Origin of the sequence: Microbacterium rhizosphaerae (assembly GCF_034120055.1) — a bacterium.
GTDB lineage: Bacteria > Actinomycetota > Actinomycetes > Actinomycetales > Microbacteriaceae > Microbacterium > Microbacterium rhizosphaerae.
Window position 1 is genome coordinate 991,489 of record NZ_CP139368.1, and the last position, 18,211, is coordinate 1,009,699.

The following is an 18,211-nucleotide window of genomic DNA, read 5'->3' on the forward strand; positions in this document are numbered from 1 at the left end:
TTCAGCCGAGCCGATGGAAAGTCGTCGAGCGACGACGTCGCGAACACAACTGAGCCGATCGGGATGCCTCACGCCGAGGCATCCCGTGAACTCGATGAAGACCCTCGGCCTGCGGCCGGGGGTCTTCGTCGTCTCCCGGTCGGGGTCGTGAGCGGGTCACGGAGGGCGCGCCGCGCGCCCGATGCCGTCGCGCACCCTTACCGTGAAGGGGGGTGATGGGGATGATCGGCGGCCGCAACGGCTGGATCGCCTGGCCCGCCGGCCTGCTGTGCGCCGGCGTGGTCGGTGGGCTCGTGTGGCTTGCCGCGCCCGCCGTGCCCTCGGCCGTCCTCTTCGTCGGGAACACCCTCCGCAACGCCGCCCCGACGTGGGACGAGCCGCGGGCCCTGCCGACCGACGTGCCGCTGACCGAGGACTGCCGGTCGCTCTATCCGGGCCTGCTGTGGATCGCGCTCGGCTGGAACCCGGAGGTCGTGCTGGCGCAGTCGACGGCGCTTCCGGCGACGTCGGCCGTCGCGGTGCGCGATGCGCTCCAGCCGAAGGTCCGCATGACGTGCTTGTGGCGCGACAGTGCCGGCGGATCGGTTTCCACGACTCTGGCGACGGTGGATGCTGCGGCCTCCGATGTCGCGCAGCCGGCCCTGACGGCGGCCGGCTTCGCGTGCGTCGCGAGCGGTGACGGCATCCGCTGCACGAAGACGACGGGGACCACGATCGAGGACGAGATCGTGCGCGACGGCATGTGGCTGTCGACGACCGAGACCGGCTGGCATCCACCCGGGTACACCGACCAGCTGGCGGCGCGCCTCTGGCCGTGATGCGTCTCAGCCGAAGACGCGGGCGACGACGCTGCTGGTGTAGCCGCTCGGCGCGAGATTCGAGAACGCGGTGTCGATCATGATGCCGTCGCGCCAGAACAGCGTGCGGCCGTCCGTCACCGGGTACCGCGCGTCCTGCCAGGTCTTCTCGCAGCGGGTGCCGCCGTCCGGCGTGTAGCACGTGTACCCCTGGGCGGCGAACTGGTTGAGCTTGTCGAGCGCCGGTCCGCGCGACATCCGCGTGATCCGGGTGGTGAGGTTCGTCGTGTCGGCGCTCGGCGAGCCCCAGATGCACACGAGGCCGCCGTTCACGACGCCGGAGGGACCGAAGGCCGGATCGTTCAGTGGAACGTCCTTCAGCTGCGCGAGAACCCCCTCGGAGACGATGGCGCGGCAGTCGGTCGGCATCGCCACGAGAGTGGACGTCGGCGATGGAGTGGCGCTCGGGGTGTCGTCGGGTGCGTTCGCGGCGGCCGACGCCGACCTCGACCGCGTGGGGGTCGGGTCGGGCGCGCAGCTGACGAGCACGACGGCCACGGCGACGATGAGGATGGATGCCGCCGTCAGCAGCGCCAGCATGCCTCTGCGTCGTCGCATGGCCACACCATAACGATCCGGGACGACACACGGCGGATCGACACTCGCCCGGCACGCCTCCTCTGCCGCGTCGGCACCGCAGGCTAGCCTCGCACTGCGGGGAGGGGCGCTCCCCGCGTGAGGAGCAGCGGAATGAGCGACAACGAGCCGCGCGTCGGCGAGCCGGTCCAGGAGCCGAGCGGCGTCGATGACGTCGTCGGAAGCGCCAACGAGGGGCTCTCGGATGCCGAGGCCGCTCGCACGGGCGCCGCCGCCGGCGACGTACCCGTCTCCGCGCCCGCATCCCCCGCGGAGCCCGCCGGTGCATCCGAGCCGGTCGGTGCATCCGAGCCGGTCGCCGCGTCGGCCGACGCGCACGATGCGCCCGCCGCGGCGGACGAGCCGGCGTCCGTGGCACCCGGCGAGAAGCCGGAGGCGGTCGCGCCGGCGGACAAGCCCGTCGAGAACCCCGCCGAGAAGGCCGTTGCCGAGCCCGATCCGTGGGAGTCGCCGGAAGCCGCGTCGCTCGCGTACACGCCCGAATACTCGTCCCCCGAGACCGTCGCGTCGACCGCCGGCGCCGCTCCGATCGCCGCGAGCGAGCCGGCCCTCGCCCCTGCGGCTGCCGCCGCGGCTGCCGCGCCCGCCGCGAGCTACCCCGCCCAGCAGCCGATCTTCGTCCAAGCGCCCGAGGCGCCCCGCCCACGTGGCAATCGCGGCGCAGCAGGCGCGATCGGCCTCGTCGCCGCCGCATCCTTCGCCGTCCTCTATCTGGCGGTCTGGTTCTCGACCGACCTGCTCTCGAAGAAGGCCTCGTTCACCGGGATCCTCGACTGGCTCGGCGCCGCTCTCGCGACGTGGACGCTGTGGGTGCCGGTCGTCGTCTTCTTCCTCGCCTTCTGGCTGCTCGGCGCGATCATCAACCGCGGCCGCTGGGGGCTGTGGGTGATCTTCGGCCTGCTCGTCGGATTCGTCGCCTACGGCGGCTACCTGCTCGGCGTGGTGTGCCAGGCGCCGTTCTGGATGGTGACGGCCGGCGAGGCGCGCCGACTCGTCGAGACGCACCTGTTCAGCCCCCTCGCCGTCGCCTCGTTCATCATCGCGCGAGAGCTCACGATCTGGTTCGGCACCTGGGTCGCCGCCCGCGGCCGCAGGGTGACGCTGCAGAACCTCGAGGCGCAGCGCGAGTACGAGCGCACGCTCGAGGCCGGCCCGCAGCTGCACGTGCCGTGATCGAACGGCGCCGTCGCCGCTGACGGCGTGCACGCGAGCCCGGCGCCGGGTGCCCCTGCGCACGTAGTCTGGAGGGGTGGCCGCTGACCGGGAATCCGACGCGTCGCAGGGGCCTGTGCGCCCGCCGATCGCTCTCGCGTTCGCGCTCCTCGGCTTCGTCGCGCTGATGATCTTCGGCCTCGGCATGACGAGCCTCGCAACGGGCACCGATGTCATCTCGACGCCGGGATTCGGCCAGTTCCCGGGCATCTTCGGTCCGGTCTTCGCGGCTGTCGCCTTCGCCGGGGTCCTCTGGGCGTTCGTGCGCACCGCCTCTCCACGTCCCGCCGGTGCGTCGCCCCGAGCGGCGGGGCGCGGCGGTCCGCCCTCGTTCTGGGGAGCCCTGGTCGTCGCGATCGCGGCGTTCCTCGCCTACCTCATGGGCGTGGGTGTGGTCGCGATGATCGTCGGCGCCGACCCGGCGGCGGCCGTCGGCACCGTGGGCAGCCTCGCGACGGACTGGTACGGCCTGGTCGTCTTCGGGGCGGCGCTGATCGCCGCGTGGGCGGGCATCGCCCTGGTCCGGACGCACGCCGACCGTCCGCGCTGGCCCTGGGAGAAGCGTCCGCAGTAGCGCTCAGGACGGGCCGGTGCCGATCACAGACCGTCGAACTCGCCGGATGCGCCGTCGCGCGGGTCGAACGGCGCATCCAGCGATCGCGTGAGCTCTTCGAGCATCGCCTCGACCTGGGGTTCCACGTACTCGCCGACCGCCGATTGGATGCGCAGCCGGTGGTGCAGCAGCACCGTGCATATCTCCCGCCCGACCATGTTGGCGTAGTCGTCGGCCAGACCGACCTCCTGCCGGAGCGCCGCCTTGGCCTCTTCGGTCAGGGGTGGGAGCGCCGGGACGACCGCGTCCGCCTCTGCCGCGAGGCCGGCGAGGGTGAAGAGGAAGGGCGCACCCGGCAGCGGGTCGGGGTCGAGCGGCAGACCCTCGAACTCCGGCTCGAGATCCTCGGTCGGGCGGTAGCTGCGAGCCCGGTTGCGCGCGGCCTGCTGGTCGAGCTCGGCCTGCAGCATCGGCAGGTTGCGCGAGGTGTATTCCGCGACGGCGCGGTCGACGATCGTCTTGATCCGCACCGAGAGCCCGTGCTGCACGGCATGCGGAACGTCGGCGCCGAGCCCTGCGGCGGACAGCACGGGGGAGCCCAGGCACAGGCGGCACGGCGCGACCCGGCCGCGGTGCGTCGCCGGCTGCCAGCGCGGCAGCCAGCGCAGCCAGGCGTCGACGGCCTGGCTCACCTGCGTCTCGAGCGAGCGCTCCACACGACAACGGTATCCCGACGGTGCTTTCCACCGCGGAAATCCCGCTCTCTCGCCGCGCATCCGCTCCACGCGCCGCGGCGCGACGAGCGGAGCCTCCCGCTGTCCACAGCCCGGGATCGGCCGTCAGGACCCCTTGTTAGCATGGTCGGGCCTCACCGCCGGTCCTGCTGAGGCTCCACCAGCATGCACGGGGGTTCGATGCCGAAGCGCCTCCCGTCGACGCCGCCGGTCCTCCCCGGCCTCGCCTATGTACGTCCGCTCGGCTCGGGCGGCTTCGCCGACGTCTTCCTCTATGAGCAGGACATGCCTCGTCGCGCGGTCGCCGTCAAGGTGCTGCCGAGCGATGTGCGCGACCCCGGACTTCTGCGGATGTTCAACGCGGAGGCGGACGTGCTGGCGCACCTCAGCGCGCATCCGTCCATCGTCACCGTGTACCAGGCGGGCATCTCGGCGGACGGCCGCGCCTACATCGTCATGGAGTACTGCCCCGGTTCGCTGGCCCAGCGGTATCGGCGGGAGCGCATTCCGGTCGACGAGGTGCTCGCGATCGGGGTGCGGATGGCGAGCGCGCTCGAGTCCGCGCATCGCGCGGGGCTCGTCCACCGAGACGTGAAGCCGAGCAACATCCTGATCACGAGCTTCGGCGTGCCGGTGCTCGCCGACTTCGGGATCTCGGCGGCGCTCACCCCGACGGGCGGCGACGAGATCCTCGCGATGAGCGTGCCGTGGAGTGCTCCGGAGGTCGTCGCCGAGCACACGCCCGGGACCGTCGCGAGCGAGATCTGGAGTCTCGGCGCCACGATCTACTCCCTGCTCGCCGGGCACAGCCCTTTCGAGCGGCCGGAGGCGGGACAGAACTCCCGTGAGCAGCTGCGCCGTCGCATCGAGCGGGCTGCGTATCCCCGCATCCCTCGGGCGGACGTCCCGGACGAGCTCCAGGCGGTCCTGGCGAGGGCGCTCGCCCGCGATCCGGCGGACCGCTACCCGAGCGCCCTCGCGATGGCCGAGGCGCTGCGGGACGTGCAGCGCCGCGTGGGCCTCGCGCAGACGCCGGTCGAGGTGGCCGTCGACGAGTGGGCGCCGCAGGCGGCCGCGGTGGACTTCGCGGATGCCGCGCCGCGCGCCGTGCGGTCGAGCGTCGAGCACACGACCTCGCGGCGCACCCGCGACCCTGCGTCGCTCGTGGCGCAGGCGCGTGACGAGGACTCCACCACCATGGCCGCCGTGCCGCGTCGGCGCCGCGTGTGGCCGTGGGCTCTCGGCGCGGGGGTCGTGTCCGCCGTCGCCGTCGGCGCCGCGTGGTGGCTGCAGGCGGTCGGCCGGTGAGGCGGCGCAGCGCGATCGCCGCGCTGGTCGCGGGTGCGGCTGTGGTCGCATCCATCGTCGTCGTCAGCGTGGTGTGGCCCGGACTCGACGCGAAGCAGACTCCGCCGACCGACAGCGCGGTGTGGGCGCTGCAGACCGGATCCGGGCGGCATTACGCCCGGGTCAACACGGCGATCGGCGAGCTCGACACCGTGCGCGATGTGGCCAACCCCTCCGCGGTCGCGCAGACCGACGACGGGGCGTTCCTCTTCTCCGAGAGCTTCGGCAAGCTGACGCGCATCGATGCGGCGCTGCCCGCGAACCTCGACGACGAGGCGCTGCGTGCGGCGCCGTCGACGCCGGCAGGGACGGTGGAGGTCGCCACCGGCGGGCGATGGGTCGCCTATCGCACCGACAGCGGCGCGGTGTGGGCGGGCGCGCTCGGTGCGGCGCCTGTGCAGGTGGATGCGGGCGACACGCGCCCGCTCGCCGCCACGGCGATCGCCGTCGACGACGGCGGGACGCTGTTCGCATACTCATCCGCATCCCATGTCGTCGAGCGCTACGCGATCCCGACCGCCGGCGCGATCGGCCGCGACTCCGTGCCGCGCCCGCCCGCCGCCGACGCCGCCCTCGCGCTCACAGCCGCCCACGGCGTGTGGTTCCTCGCCGACGGGAATGCGCAACGGGTCTGGCGGCGCGGAGCGGATGCGCCGGCATCCGTCTCGTTCGTCGGCGACCTCGCACCCGGCCGAGCCGTCGCGCAGTCGGACGCGGCGTGGATCGCCGACGACGCGGGGCTCGTCCGGCTGCCGACCGACGGCGCCCCACCCTCGCGCGCGGTCGGCGGCGGCGACCGCGACCTCGGCACGCCGGCGCGGCCGATCGTGTTCGACGGGGTGGTGCACGCGGCGTGGCTCGGGCGGGCATCGGGCACACTGTGGCGATCGGATCGCGGCGAGAGCGAGCTGTCGTACGGAGGAGTCAGCCTCTCGGGCGAGCGTCGACCCGTGTTCACGGCGTCGGCCGCGAGCCTCATCCTGAACGACACGCGCAGCGGGTGGGTGTGGAACGCGCGCACCGGCGCCCTCCTTCCGTCGAGCCAGGATTGGACGCTCGACGAGCGTCGCGCACCGCAGACCCAGCAGACTGCGGAGAAGGCGACGGTGGTCATCGACCCGAGGCCGCCGGTGGCGGAGCCCGACACGTTCGGGGTCAGGGCGGGGCGCCTCGCGGCGCTGCCCGTGCTGCTCAACGACCACGACCCCAATGAGGACGTCCTGAGCGTCGACCCGGCGAGTGCCACGGGACTCGATCCCCGGTTCGGCACGCTCACGGTCACCGACAACGGCCAGCGCCTCGCGGTGCAGGTCGCGCCGGGCGCCCAGGGGAGCGCGACCTTCTCCTATCGGGTGACCGACGGCACGGCGCAGGACGGCGGCCTGTACTCGAAGCCCACGACGGTCACTCTCACCGTGGTCGGCGAGGGGGTGGATGCGGCGCCGCAGTGGTGCGGCGTGCCCGGGTGCCTCGCGACGTGGCCGTCGCCCGAGGTGGCTCCCGGCGGCACGGTGTCGGTACCGGTCCTCGACGGCTGGGTGGATCCCGACGGCGACCCGCTCATGCTCGTCTCGGTGGACAACCCCTCGGGGGTCGGCTCCGTGGCCGCCACCCCGACCGGCAGGGTCGTGTATCAGCATCCCAACGCCTCCGACGCGGGGCCGCGTGTCGTCGAGCTCACCGTCACGGTCGCAGACACCCGCGGACGGCAGGCGACCAAGCAGCTCGCTGTGCGCATCGCCGGAGAGCCCCGCATCACCGCGTCCTCCTTCGCCGTCACCGATACGCAGGGCGGGGGACTGACGGTGGATGTCGCCCCCCACGTGACGGGTACGCAGGGGCATCTCGTCCTCACGGCCGTGCACGTGCTCGACGACGCCGCCGCGCAGGCCGTGCCCACCGCGGGCGGCACGACGTTCGATCTCTCGGCGAATGCGCCGGGGACGTACCGTGTCGGCTACACCGTGTCGGACGGGGTCAGCGACGCGAGCGCCACCGCGCGCATCACCCTGCTGCCGCGGGGCGCTCCGGCCCAGCTGGCGACCGCTCCCGTGGTGGCCTTCGTCCACCCGACGCAGGACGTGACCGTCGACGTCCTCGCGGCGGTGGCCAACCCGACGCACCGCGTGCTGCTGCTCAGCGACATCCGGCCCGTCGCAGAATCCGGTGAGAGCCTGTCGGTGGACGTCGTCGGTCAGCGCTACCTCCGCATCTCGGGGAACACCGCGTCAGGCGCACCGGGCCTGCTGGGCACCGTGCGGTACACCGTGTCCGACGGCACCGAGGACCAGGGCGCGCGGATCGAGGGCGAGGCGACCGTGTCGCTCCTGCCGCCCGCGCCGGAGCTCGCCCCCATCGCCGTCGACGACACCGTGGTCGTCCGCGCGGGCGCCCAGGTCGACATCCCCGTCCTCGACAACGACGTGGCCGCCGCGGGCGGCACGGTGACGCTCAATCCGGCCTCGGTGCACTCGTCGACGCCGAAGGCGCTCGCGTTCGCGTCGGGACGGATGCTGCGCTACCTCGCGCCGAGCGCACCGGGGGAGTACCGCGTCGACTACGCGATCTACGCATCCGGTTCCCCCGCGCTCGCCGACACCGCCACCGTGCACGTGACGGTCATCTCGAACAAGGACAACCGTGCACCTCGACCCGTGACCCTCGAGGGGCGCGCGCTCGCGGGGGAGACCACGACCATCCCGTTCTCCTCGTTCGGCGTCGACCCCGATGGCGACGCCGTGCGGCTGGATCGCGTGCTGACCCAGCCCGAGAGCGGGTCGGCCACGCTGTCCGCCGACGGGGAATCGCTCGTCTATGCGGGCGTGCCCGGCTTCCGCGGACAGGTGTCTTTCACCTACCAGGTCGTCGACAGCTCGGGCATGACCGGGACCGCGACGGCTCGCGTCGGCGTGCTGGATGCCGAGGCCAACCCGAGCCCGGTGACCTTCACGGACTACGTGGACCTGCAGGCCGGCGTGGACGACGTCGCCCACGTCAGCCCGCTCGCGAACGACCTCGATCCGACCGGTGGAACGCTGCGCCTCACAGGGGTGCGTCCCAGCGTCTCGCAGACCCTCTCCGACGGATCGGCGAACCCGGAGTTCGGCCGCGAAGAGGCCCTGCTGCGCGGCCGCACGTCGAGCGAGGTGGACATCGCCGCCGGCGTCGCACCGGGCACGATGTCTTACCTCTACGACGTGCAGAGCTCGACCGGCAACACGGCGCGCGGCCTCATCGTGGTGAAGGTGGTGCGGGATGCGGTGCCCGACTACCCCGTGGTCTCCGATACGGTCCTCACGGCGCAGACGCGGAGCCGGTTCTCCTCGGGTGTCGACGTGGTCAGCGGCAAGGTGTCGTGGTCGGGCGGCGACATCCGTCACCTCAAGCTCAGCCTCTGGGGCGCTCCGGACGGCGTCGTCGTGGACGGCGACCGGCTCAAAGGTGCGCCCACCGCGCAGGCTCGCGTCATCCCGTTCGCCCTCAGCGGCACCGGCTCGACCGGCGAGACCGTCACGACATACGGGTTCCTGCGCATCCCGGGCGTCGACGACCTGACGATCGCGCTGCGCGCCGATGCACGCATGCCCGAAGTGACGGAGAAGGGCTCGGTCACGTGGGACATGGCCTCGCTCGTCGGCCTGCCCCCGGGCGCCCGGCTGGAGGTGGGGACGGATGTCGCGACCAGCGGCGCCCGCGCGGGTGCGGTCTGCGCCCGCGGCAGCGGCGCGGCCGTCCGCTACGACGCCGGCGAAGGCGCACCGTGGGCCGATGCCTGCATCGTTCCGGTGCGGATCGCGGGCGAGGCACTCGCCCGCCGCGACTGGACGTACCTCTCCGTGCCGATCCGGATCCGCGCGCTCGCGCCGCAGCCCGAGCTGAGGGCGGCGGCCGTCGTCGTCGGTCCGGGAGAGACGGCGAGCTACGACCTCAAGACCATGACGACGTGGCAGGGCCGTACCGACTGGGACCACGTCGCTTACGCCGTGACTCCGCCCGGATCGTCGTTCCAGGTGGCGCTGAAGGGCACCACGCTCACGGTCACGGGCGCCGACACCGCGACGCCGGGGGCGGAGGATGCCGCCCTCATCGCGATCACGAGCCATCCGGGCGTCGCGCCTGCGCGGCTCGTGCTTCGCGTCGGGGCCGCGCCGAGCACCCTGCCGCAGGGCGGCACGGCCACAGGCCGCTGCACCGAGGCGGCCGGCTCGTCGTGCACGATCACGGTCGTCGGCGCGACCGGCGAGGTCAACCCACTGCCGCGCACGCCGCTGCAGGTCGTGGCGGCCTCCGCCGATGCGGCGTGCGTCGGCGTCACGTTCTCGGCGGTGTCGGCGACCAGCATCCAGGCGTCGTGGGCACAGGATGCGCCGGGCCAGACCTGTGCTGCGACCTTCGTGCTGCGCGACGCGCAGGGCCGCATCACGGCGGGCGCGCGTGACGGGCACGCCCTTCTCGATCTGCAGGGCTATCCCAAGCCGCCGGCCGCCGTGACGCAGACCGCCTACGGCGACGGCACGCTCACGCTGAGGGTGGATGCCGGTGACGCGCGCCTCGCGTACCCTGCGCTCGCAGGCTTCACGATCCGCGCGCAGGGCTCGGTCGTGGCGACCTGTACGGCGGCCGGTGTCTGCCCGCCGATCTCCGCCCCCAACGGCGAGGAGCGCACCTACACGGCCACGGCCGTCAACGCGGTCGGCGAATCCCGAGGCAGCGTCTCCACCATCGCATGGGCGTACGCCTCGCCGGGCGCGCCCGCCGATGTGACGGCCGCACCGGTCGTCACGTCGGACGGCACCGGCGGCATCGTCTCCCTCGTCATCCGCGGGATCGATCCCACCCAGACCGGCATGCTGCAGATATCGAGCCCGACGGGCGATACGGTGCAGGTGCCCGTGCGGCGCAACGACTCGACCGTCACCGTGGACCAGTACCGCGTCGGCTCCAACGCACTCACTCCCGTCACCGTGACCCCCTACTCGCGGTTCGGCCTGCCGCCGGGGCTCGGCGGATCGCCGTCCGGCGCCGCGCGCACCATCAACACGAACGGCATCGGAGCTCCCCTCGCACCGCGCCTGACGCTCGACGTGACCGCCAACGCGGACGACACGGTGGACGTCGCGGCGACGGGCACCGCTTCCTCGGGCGGCGACGGCTCCACGATCCGTTACGGCATCGTGCGCGACGGTCAGCCGTGCGCCGTGTCGACGAGCGGCTCGACGGCGGTGTTCCGCTCGTTGCCGGCCGGTTCGCGGTACACCTTCCGGCTGTGCGCGGAGTCCTGGTTCGGCGGCGACTCGTTCGGCCGCGTCGAGACGACCGCGAGCGTCAACGCGGTGCAGACCCAGCTGCCCACCGGCTACACCTTCCAGATCGCGCCCGCGCCGCAGATGTCGCAGGACCTCGCCCAGTGGATCGTGCGGGATGCGCCGACCTCGTCGCAGCGCGTGCCGCACAACAGCCAGCCGGAGTTCGACGCGTGGCCGTCGACGGTCTTCGACCGTGACCCGGGCATCCGCGTCCGGTTCGTCAACAGCGTCCTCGGCACCCAGTCCGCCTGGGTCGGCGTCACCCCGCGTGCGGGCAGTGCGCCGTACCAGGTGCAGGCGCGATGGGCGGTATCGGCCTGCACCGGCGGCTCGCCGCTCGGCGTCTCCACATCGTCGACGGGAAGCCTCGCCGCCGTCACCGTGGACCGGACGGCCGTCGTGTACTACGACACGAACGGGCGGGTGCTCCCGGCGGCCTCGAACGGCGACGTCCCGGTCGGCGCCGCCCGCGTCGCAGGCCTGTCGGTGACGGTCGACTGGTCGGCGCAGAACTGGGGCCTCGCCCCCGCTGCGGCGACCTTCGGCGGCACGTGCGACCCGAACCTGCCGAGCAACCCGACCCCCGCGCCGACGCCATGAGCGCCGGCGACGACCATCCATACGACCCCGACGGAGCAGCATCCATGACCATCGCGCACGAACAGGCCACCTGGTTCGCCGACACCTTCCGGCAGCTGGCCGACAACGTCGAGCAGTCGGTCATCGGCAAGCGGCATGTGATCGAGCTCGTGCTCACCGCGATGCTGAGCGACGGCCACGTGCTGCTCGAGGACGTCCCCGGCACCGGCAAGACCTCGCTCGCCCGCGCCCTGGCGCAGTCCGTGCAGGGCACCAACACGCGCATCCAGTTCACGCCCGACCTGCTGCCCGGCGACATCACGGGCATCACGGTCTACGACCAGAGGACGGGGGAGTTCGAGTTCCACGCGGGACCGGTCTTCGCCAACATCGTCCTGGCCGACGAGATCAACCGCGCAAGCCCCAAGACGCAGGCGGCGCTGCTCGAGGTCATGGAGGAGGGGCGCGTCACCGTCGACGCGATCACCCGGCCGGTGGGGGTGCCGTTCCTCGTCATCGCGACGCAGAACCCGGTCGAACAGGCCGGAACCTACCGTCTGCCGGAGGCGCAGCTCGACCGCTTCCTCCTCCGCACGTCGCTGGGGTATCCCGACCATGCCGCGACGGTGCGGATCCTCGGCGGCGCCGCGATCGCCACCGGCGACCTCGACGCGGTGATCACGCCCGATGCGCTCGTCGGCATGGCCGATCTCGCACAAGACGTGTACGTCGATCCGCTCGTCCTCGACTACATCGCCCGGATCGTGGATGCGACGCGCTCGGCCGAGCAGGTGCGTCTGGGCGTCAGCATCCGCGGCGCGCTCGCCCTCACGCGCGCGACACGCACCCGCGCCGCGTCGCAGGCCCGCACCTATGCGACGCCGGACGACGTGAAGGCGCTCGCCACCGCCGTCCTCGCGCACCGGCTGATCCTGCATCCCGAGGCCGAGTTCGACGGTGTCACCGCCGAAGCGGTCGTGGGCAGCGTTCTGCTCGACGTGGCTCCACCGACCCATCGCGAGGCCGTCGTCTGACATGGCACCGTCGACCCCCACTCCCGCGATCACCCGCGCCGATGACTCCCGCACGGGCATCGGGCGCACGGCCGTCACCGAGACGACGTCGCGCACGCGGGTGACGACGATCCCCGCGTCCGCCGGCGCGTCGCGGGGAGTCCGGGGACGCGTGGGCGCCGCCCGCGCGCGCCTGGTGCGCGGGGCTGTCGTCGTGGCCGCGGGCTGGGGGCGGGTGCGGGATGCGACAGCCTCCGCCGCCCGCGAAGTCGGGGCGAGCGTCGCGCCGGCCGGATGGCTCGTGCTCGTCGCCGCAACGGCGGGCCTCGTCGCAGGGCTCGTCTTCGGGTGGGTCGAGGCGATCGTGGCGGCGATCTGCGCGGTCGTGCTGCTCGCGCTGTCCGTGCCGTTCCTGTTCGGTGCGCGCGGCTACGACGTGACGCTCGACGTCGCCCATGAGCACGTCGTCGCCGGCTCCACGGTCGACGCGAGCCTGCGCGTCCGCAACACCGCCCGGACGACGGCCCTCCCCGGCCGCGTCGATCTGCCGATCGGCGACGGACTCGTCGAGGTCGCCGTCCCGCTGCTGAGATCGCGGCACGCGATCGATCGCATGGTCTCGATCCCGGCGCTGCGGCGCGGCGTCATCCCCGTGGGTCCGGCGGTGACGATCAGGACCGACCCCGTGGGCCTCGTCCGCCGGGAGCGCGAGTGGGACGACATGCACGAGCTGTACGTGCATCCGCGCACCGTGACGGTGCCCGCGACGAGCGCAGGCCTCGTCCGTGACCTCGAGGGCAGCGCGAGCCGGCGCCTCGTCGATTCGGACATCTCCTTCCACGCCATCCGCGAGTACGCGCCCGGCGACGCCCGCCGGCAGATCCACTGGAAATCGACGGCGAAGACCGGCCGGCTCATGGTCCGTCAGTTCGAGGAGACGCTGCGCGCCCGCCTCGCGGTCGTGCTGAGCCTCGCCGGCTCCGACTTCGCCTCCGACGACGAGTTCGAGCTCGGCGTCTCGGTCGCGGCATCCCTCGCAGAGCAGGCGCTGCGCGACGGGCGCGACCTCGAGGTCGTGTGCGGCGCCGAGATCCCGCGGGTCGCGCAGGGCAGGATGCGGGCGATCCGCACGCTGTCCGCACCGACCCCGAGGACGCTGCTCGACGAGTTCTCGCGAGTCTCGGCGCTCGAGCGGACGATGCCCCTCGAGGAGGTGTGCCGTCTCGTCGTCGAGACGATGCCGGACCTGTCCCTCTCGTTCCTCGTGTGCGGCTCGAACGTGCCGGTCGAGCGCCTCCGCAGGGCGGCCCTGGCCTTCCCCGTGGACACCGCCGTCGTCGCCGTCGTGTGCGACGAGCGCGCGCATCCTCGCCGCCAGCCGATGGGCGCCCTCACCGTCCTCACCGTCGGCGTGCTCGAGGACCTGTCGGGCCTGCTCGCCCGGGGGGTCCAGACGTGAGGCCCGACTTCTCCGGCCTCCGCACCCGCATCGTCGCGGCCGGCAGCCTCTACGTCGTCGTGATGGCGGCGCTCGCGGTGTTCGCGGCGGCGCCGATCTACGGCGTGCCCGTCGCGCCGGCCTACCTCCGGCTCGCGGTGACGGCTGTCGCGGCCGCCTTCCTCCTGGCCGCGGCATCCCGTATCTGGCGCTGGGGCGGGTGGCTGGTCGTCCTCGTCGCCGCGCTCGTTCTCCTCGTCCTCTCGGTCGCACTCGCCGTGCCGCTCACACCGACGCCGCCCGGTGCGGTGGACGCGCTGCGGCAGACCGCGTCGGGACTCGTCACGGGCTGGAAGGACCTGCTGACCGTCGACCTTCCCGTCGGCACGTACCGCAACCTTCTTGTTCCGGCACTCGCCGTCCTGTTCATCGGAACGCTGAGCGCCCTCCTCCTCGCCTGGCGCAGGGATGCTCGGAGCACGTGGGCCGCGGCGCCGGCCATCGCCATGTCGGGCTTCGGCCTGTTGTTCGGTTCGTCCGTCGCGAGCGACGCGCTGCGCATCGGCGCCCTGGTCGTCCCCGCCCCGCGCGAGCTCGCCGTGGGGGCGATCGCGCTCGTCGGCTCTGTCGCGTGGCTCTCCTGGCGCACGCGTGAGCAGCGGCGCGAGGCTCTGCTCCGCGTGGCTGACGCGAGCGGCATCCGCGTGGCACGAAAGGCCTCGGGAGCCCATGCGCGGCGTACGGCGCTCGCGGCCGGGATGCTGGCCGTCGCCGTGATCGCGGGCATCGCGACCACGCCGCTCGTGGCCCAGGGGCGGACCCGTGACGTGCTGCGCACGGCAACCGGTCCCGAGGAGGCCATCCGCACCGCCGTGAGCCCGCTCGCCGCCTACCGTGCGAGCTTCGGCGACGCCGCCTTCACCTCTCCGCTCTTCTCGGTCCAGCGCGTGCGCGGCCCCGTGCCGGATCGCATGCGCCTCGCCACCCTCACGTCGTACGACGGCGCGCAGTACCGCGTGGACGGCGGCGACGGCCTGTTCACCCGGGTGCCGGACGGCCGCGCCCCCGATCCCGGCACCTCGTCGACCGTCCGCATCCGCGTGGCGGGTCTGCGCGGCATCTGGCTGCCCACCTTCGGGTCGCTCGCGCGCATGGATTTCCGCGGGATGGATGCCGCGGCCCTCGACGACGCGTTCTACTACGACGGGAGCACCGACGCGGCGGTGGACACGGCAGGCCTGCGGGACGGCGCGAGCTACGACGTCTCCGCGACCGTCGCCCCGCATCGCAGTCTGGCCGCGCTGCAGCCCTCCGGCGCCCGCCCCGATGTCGATCTTCCCCAGAGCCTCGCCGACTGGATCGCCGCGCAGCACGTCGCCCGCGACGGCGGCGGTCTGCAGACCCTCATCCAGCGCCTGCGCGCCCGCGGCTACCTGAGCCACGCGCTCGCGGTCTCCGACGGCGGTGCGGCCTGGGAGCGACCGCTGGGCGACGCGTACGTCTTCCAGCCGAGCGCCGCCGGCCACTCGCTCGCCCGCATGGACGAGCTCTTCCGGTCGCTCGTCGAGCGCAGCAACGCCGTCGGCCAGGTCACGCCGACTGCCGACACGCCGTCGGACTCCGCATCCCTCCCCACTCCCTCTCCCCTCGCCGCCGACGCGTCGATCGGAGCCTCCGGGAGCGCCGGCCTCGTCGCCGCCGTGGGAGACGACGAGCAGTTCGCCGTCGCCGCGGCGCTCGTGGCGCAGGCACTGGGCTTTCCCTCGCGAGTCGTGGTCGGGGTTCGTCTCACCGGATCCGACCTTCCCGCGTGCGGCGGGGGAGTGTGCACGGGCGGCGATCTCGCCGCGTGGACCGAGGTGGGCGACCGCGACGGCTCGTGGGTCGCCGTCGATGCCACACCGCAGCACGAGAACGGGCTCGACCCCACGACGACGCGCGAGCGCGACCCCGAGAACGCCACGGAAGTGCGGCCGCAGACCGCCCATGAGGTGGTGCCGCCGGACCCCGTGCACCAGGACGCCGCGAACGCCGAGAGCCGCGCGGCCGACGGGATCGACCTCGAGCCGCTGTGGGCGGGCCTGCGCATCGCGGGGGCGGCGGCGCTGGCCCTCGCGCTGCTAGCCGCCCCGTTCCTCGGGATCGTCGGGCTGAAGACGGTCCGCCGCCGGCGCCGCCGACAGGCGGCGAGTCCGCGACGACGGTTCGCCGCCGGCTGGGACGAATTCGTCGACACCGCGGTCGACTACGGGATGCCGCGTCCCGGCGTCCGCACGCGCACCGAACTGGCGAGTGCATATGCCACGTCCGGTGCGGCGGGGCTCGCGATGGATGCCGACCGGGCCACGTTCTCGGAGGCGGAGCCGAGCGACGCCGACGCCCAGGCGTTCTGGGCGATCGTCGAGGCCGAGCGACGAGCGCTCGGCGAGGGACGCACCGTCCGACGACGTCTGCGCGCGGCCGTATCGTTGTCATCATTCGCGTCGGACCGGAGAGGAGACGACGCCGATCGCCGGCGTCCCACGACATGAACGATTCCGCCTACACCGCGGCCATTGTCATCGATGTGCTCATCGCCGTCGCGGTATACGTCTGGATGGCGCTCGCCCTCTCGGCCCTGTTCCGCAAGGCCGGCGAGCGCGGATGGAAGGCGTGGGTGCCGTTCCTCAACATCTTCGTGCTGCTCGAACTCGGCGGGCTGTCCGGCTGGAACATCCTGCTGCTGCTCATCCCCGTGGTCGGCGAGATCGCCGTCTTCATCATCCTCATCGTCGCGTACTACCGGATCAGCCGTTCGTTCGGCTACGGCGGCGGGATGACGGTCCTCGCCGTGCTGCTCCCACCGATCTGGCTCAGCGTCCTCGGCTGGGGTTCTGCACGCTGGCTCGGCGGCCCGCACCGCGGCTCGCTGCGGACGGCGAACGCCGATCTCGACGCGCGTCTCGGCGGGGGCATGGATGCCGTGGCCCCCGCGCCCGTCCCCTCTTCCGGCTTCACGCCCGCCCCGGCTTCGGCATCGCCGCGCCTCGCACCGCCCGCGGGGACGCCCACCGAATCTGCTCCTGCGGCGGCGTCCCGGCCCGAGTTCACGCCGGCTCCCGCTCGGCCGTCATTCGATCCCCGTCCGGATGTCGCGCCCGCACCCGCGCGGGCGTCATTCGATCCCCGTCCGGATGTCGCGCCCGCACCCGCGCGGGCTGCCGATGGGCTCGGGACGCAGTTCGCACCCGCACCGGCCCGTCCTGCGCCGGCTCACGCCGTCCCCGCCGTCGAGGCGCCGCCGTCGAGCCCTGCGCCGTCGAGCCCTGCGCCGTCGAGCCCTGCGCCGTCGAGCCCTGCGCCGTCGAGCCCTGCGCCGGCTCCCTCCCCGGCGCGCTCTGCCGCCCCGGCCGACCCGAGCGCCCCGGTGTCGGCCTTCGCACCGCGGCCCCCGGCGCCCGCCGCACAGGCCGCGAGAAGGGGCTTCGACGACGAGTTCGACGACCTCGACGACGAGTACTACGGCGACTACTCAGGCGGGGACGACGCCCGCATCGTCGGCACGACCTCCGCGGGCGCTCCCGCCCCGGGTCCGCGTCGGGCGCCGATCAGCGCCGTTCCCGACTCCCCGGCATCCGCGGTCGCTCGCGACTCCTGGGCGCAGCCGGCCGATGGTTCCGGAGGTGCCGCCGAGGACACCTCGGGCGAGGTCTCCGCGGTCGTCGGCGCCCCGGCGCTGGGCGGACCGATGTCTGCTCGATCGTCGGTCTCGGCTCAGCGCAAGGCACCCGAGGTTCCCGACGACGGGCTGTCCGACGAGACGATCGTCGCCCCGCGGCGACGCCCGCGATGGATGCTGATCCCTCCGCTGGGCGCCGCCATCCCGCTCACGTCCGACGTCGTGGTCGTCGGTCGTCGTCCCGTCGCCGATGCGCGGCATCCCGGTGCTCAGCTCGTTCCCATCGCGGACGAGACCCGCACGATGTCCAAGACGCACGCCCGCCTCGAGCGCCGCGACGATCTGTGGACCGTCACCGACCTCGCCTCGACCAACGGCGTGGCGCTCGTCGCCGACGACGGCGCCGAGATCGAGATCGGCGAGAGCGGCACGGCCACGATCGGCGAGCGGTTCCTCCTCGGAGACGCCGAGCTCCGCCTGACCCGCACCGAGCCGTGAGCGACACCGACGACGACACCCTCGCGCGCCGTCGCGGCGAGGAGGCGACGGTCGTGAGTCACCGGCCACGGCCCGGAGCGGCTGAGCCGCCCGCGAGCGAAGGCACGGAGGCATCCGTGACCGAGGACGAGACGGTCGTCCGTCCGCGCCCGAGCCCACGCGCGTCGGTCGCCGAGAGGCCCGCCGTCCCTCCCTCAACGCCCCGCCGCAGGGCCTCGAGCGGTCAGCCGGAGAACACCGTGTACCGCCCGCGTCCGCCCGATCCTGCGATCGTCCCGCGCCCCGGGAGCTGAGCTCGCCTCGTTTGCCGACACGCCCGGCCGCGGGTATGATGGAGTCAGTGTGCGCATTGCGCGCCGTCCGCTGCGCCTCGGCGCGGTCTCGGCTGCTGTGCGCAGCATCTCCGGGACCGACCTGCG

General features: G+C 73.3%; 11 protein-coding genes. 9 read left to right on the plus strand and 2 right to left on the minus strand.

The window, feature by feature from the left end; translation table 11 throughout:
• Positions 1 to 212: 212 nt before the first annotated feature.
• Entirely contained in the window at positions 213 to 818 is a 606-nt protein-coding gene (locus SM116_RS04325; RefSeq protein ID WP_320943237.1) for a hypothetical protein, read from the plus strand.
• Positions 819 to 824: 6 nt separating this feature from the next.
• On the opposite strand, the gene SM116_RS04330 is transcribed toward SM116_RS04325, so the two are convergent.
• On the minus strand, positions 825 to 1,415 hold the full coding sequence (locus SM116_RS04330; protein ID WP_320943238.1) for a hypothetical protein: 591 nt from the start codon (positions 1,413 to 1,415) through the stop codon (positions 825 to 827).
• Between the two features lie 132 nt (positions 1,416 to 1,547).
• Between SM116_RS04330 and SM116_RS04335 the strand changes: the two genes are divergently transcribed.
• Both SM116_RS04335 and SM116_RS04340 read left to right on the plus strand, forming a co-directional pair.
• Positions 1,548 to 2,627, plus strand: a complete 1,080-nt coding sequence (locus SM116_RS04335; RefSeq protein ID WP_320943239.1) for an ABC transporter — start codon at positions 1,548 to 1,550, stop codon at positions 2,625 to 2,627.
• Between the two features lie 76 nt (positions 2,628 to 2,703).
• Entirely contained in the window at positions 2,704 to 3,240 is a 537-nt protein-coding gene (locus tag SM116_RS04340) for a DUF6121 family protein (protein WP_320943240.1), read from the plus strand.
• A 23-nt stretch (positions 3,241 to 3,263) separates the two neighbouring features.
• Here SM116_RS04340 and SM116_RS04345 read toward each other — a convergent pair whose 3' ends face one another.
• The gene (locus SM116_RS04345; RefSeq protein WP_320943241.1) at positions 3,264 to 3,935 is read right to left on the minus strand and encodes a spermidine/putrescine ABC transporter substrate-binding protein; all 672 of its coding nucleotides are present in this window, start codon (positions 3,933 to 3,935) and stop codon (positions 3,264 to 3,266) included.
• A gap of 198 nt (positions 3,936 to 4,133) precedes the next feature.
• On the opposite strand from SM116_RS04345, the gene SM116_RS04350 reads away from it, so the two are divergent.
• The 6 genes from SM116_RS04350 to SM116_RS04375 are packed head-to-tail and all read left to right on the plus strand — an operon-like array spanning position 4,134 to position 17,792.
• Positions 4,134 to 5,261, plus strand: coding sequence for a serine/threonine-protein kinase (locus SM116_RS04350; protein WP_320943242.1), 1,128 nt, complete (start codon positions 4,134 to 4,136; stop codon positions 5,259 to 5,261).
• Positions 5,258 to 11,206 carry an Ig-like domain-containing protein gene (locus SM116_RS04355; protein WP_320943243.1) on the plus strand — a complete coding sequence of 1,983 codons (5,949 nt, stop codon included), beginning with the start codon at positions 5,258 to 5,260 and terminating at the stop codon, positions 11,204 to 11,206. Before SM116_RS04350 ends, SM116_RS04355 begins: the two co-directional genes overlap by 4 nt.
• Positions 11,207 to 11,250: 44 nt before the next feature.
• Positions 11,251 to 12,219 (plus strand): AAA family ATPase, encoded by a 969-nt coding sequence (locus tag SM116_RS04360; RefSeq protein WP_320943244.1) that lies wholly within the window; start codon positions 11,251 to 11,253, stop codon positions 12,217 to 12,219.
• Position 12,220: 1 nt separating this feature from the next.
• Entirely contained in the window at positions 12,221 to 13,657 is a 1,437-nt protein-coding gene (locus SM116_RS04365) for a DUF58 domain-containing protein (RefSeq protein WP_320943245.1), read from the plus strand.
• On the plus strand, positions 13,654 to 16,167 hold the full coding sequence (locus SM116_RS04370; protein WP_320943246.1) for a transglutaminase domain-containing protein: 2,514 nt from the start codon (positions 13,654 to 13,656) through the stop codon (positions 16,165 to 16,167). Before SM116_RS04365 ends, SM116_RS04370 begins: the two co-directional genes overlap by 4 nt.
• On the plus strand, positions 16,164 to 17,792 hold the full coding sequence (locus tag SM116_RS04375; protein ID WP_320943247.1) for a DUF5684 domain-containing protein: 1,629 nt from the start codon (positions 16,164 to 16,166) through the stop codon (positions 17,790 to 17,792). Before SM116_RS04370 ends, SM116_RS04375 begins: the two co-directional genes overlap by 4 nt.
• The last annotated feature ends 419 nt before the right edge of the window (positions 17,793 to 18,211 follow it).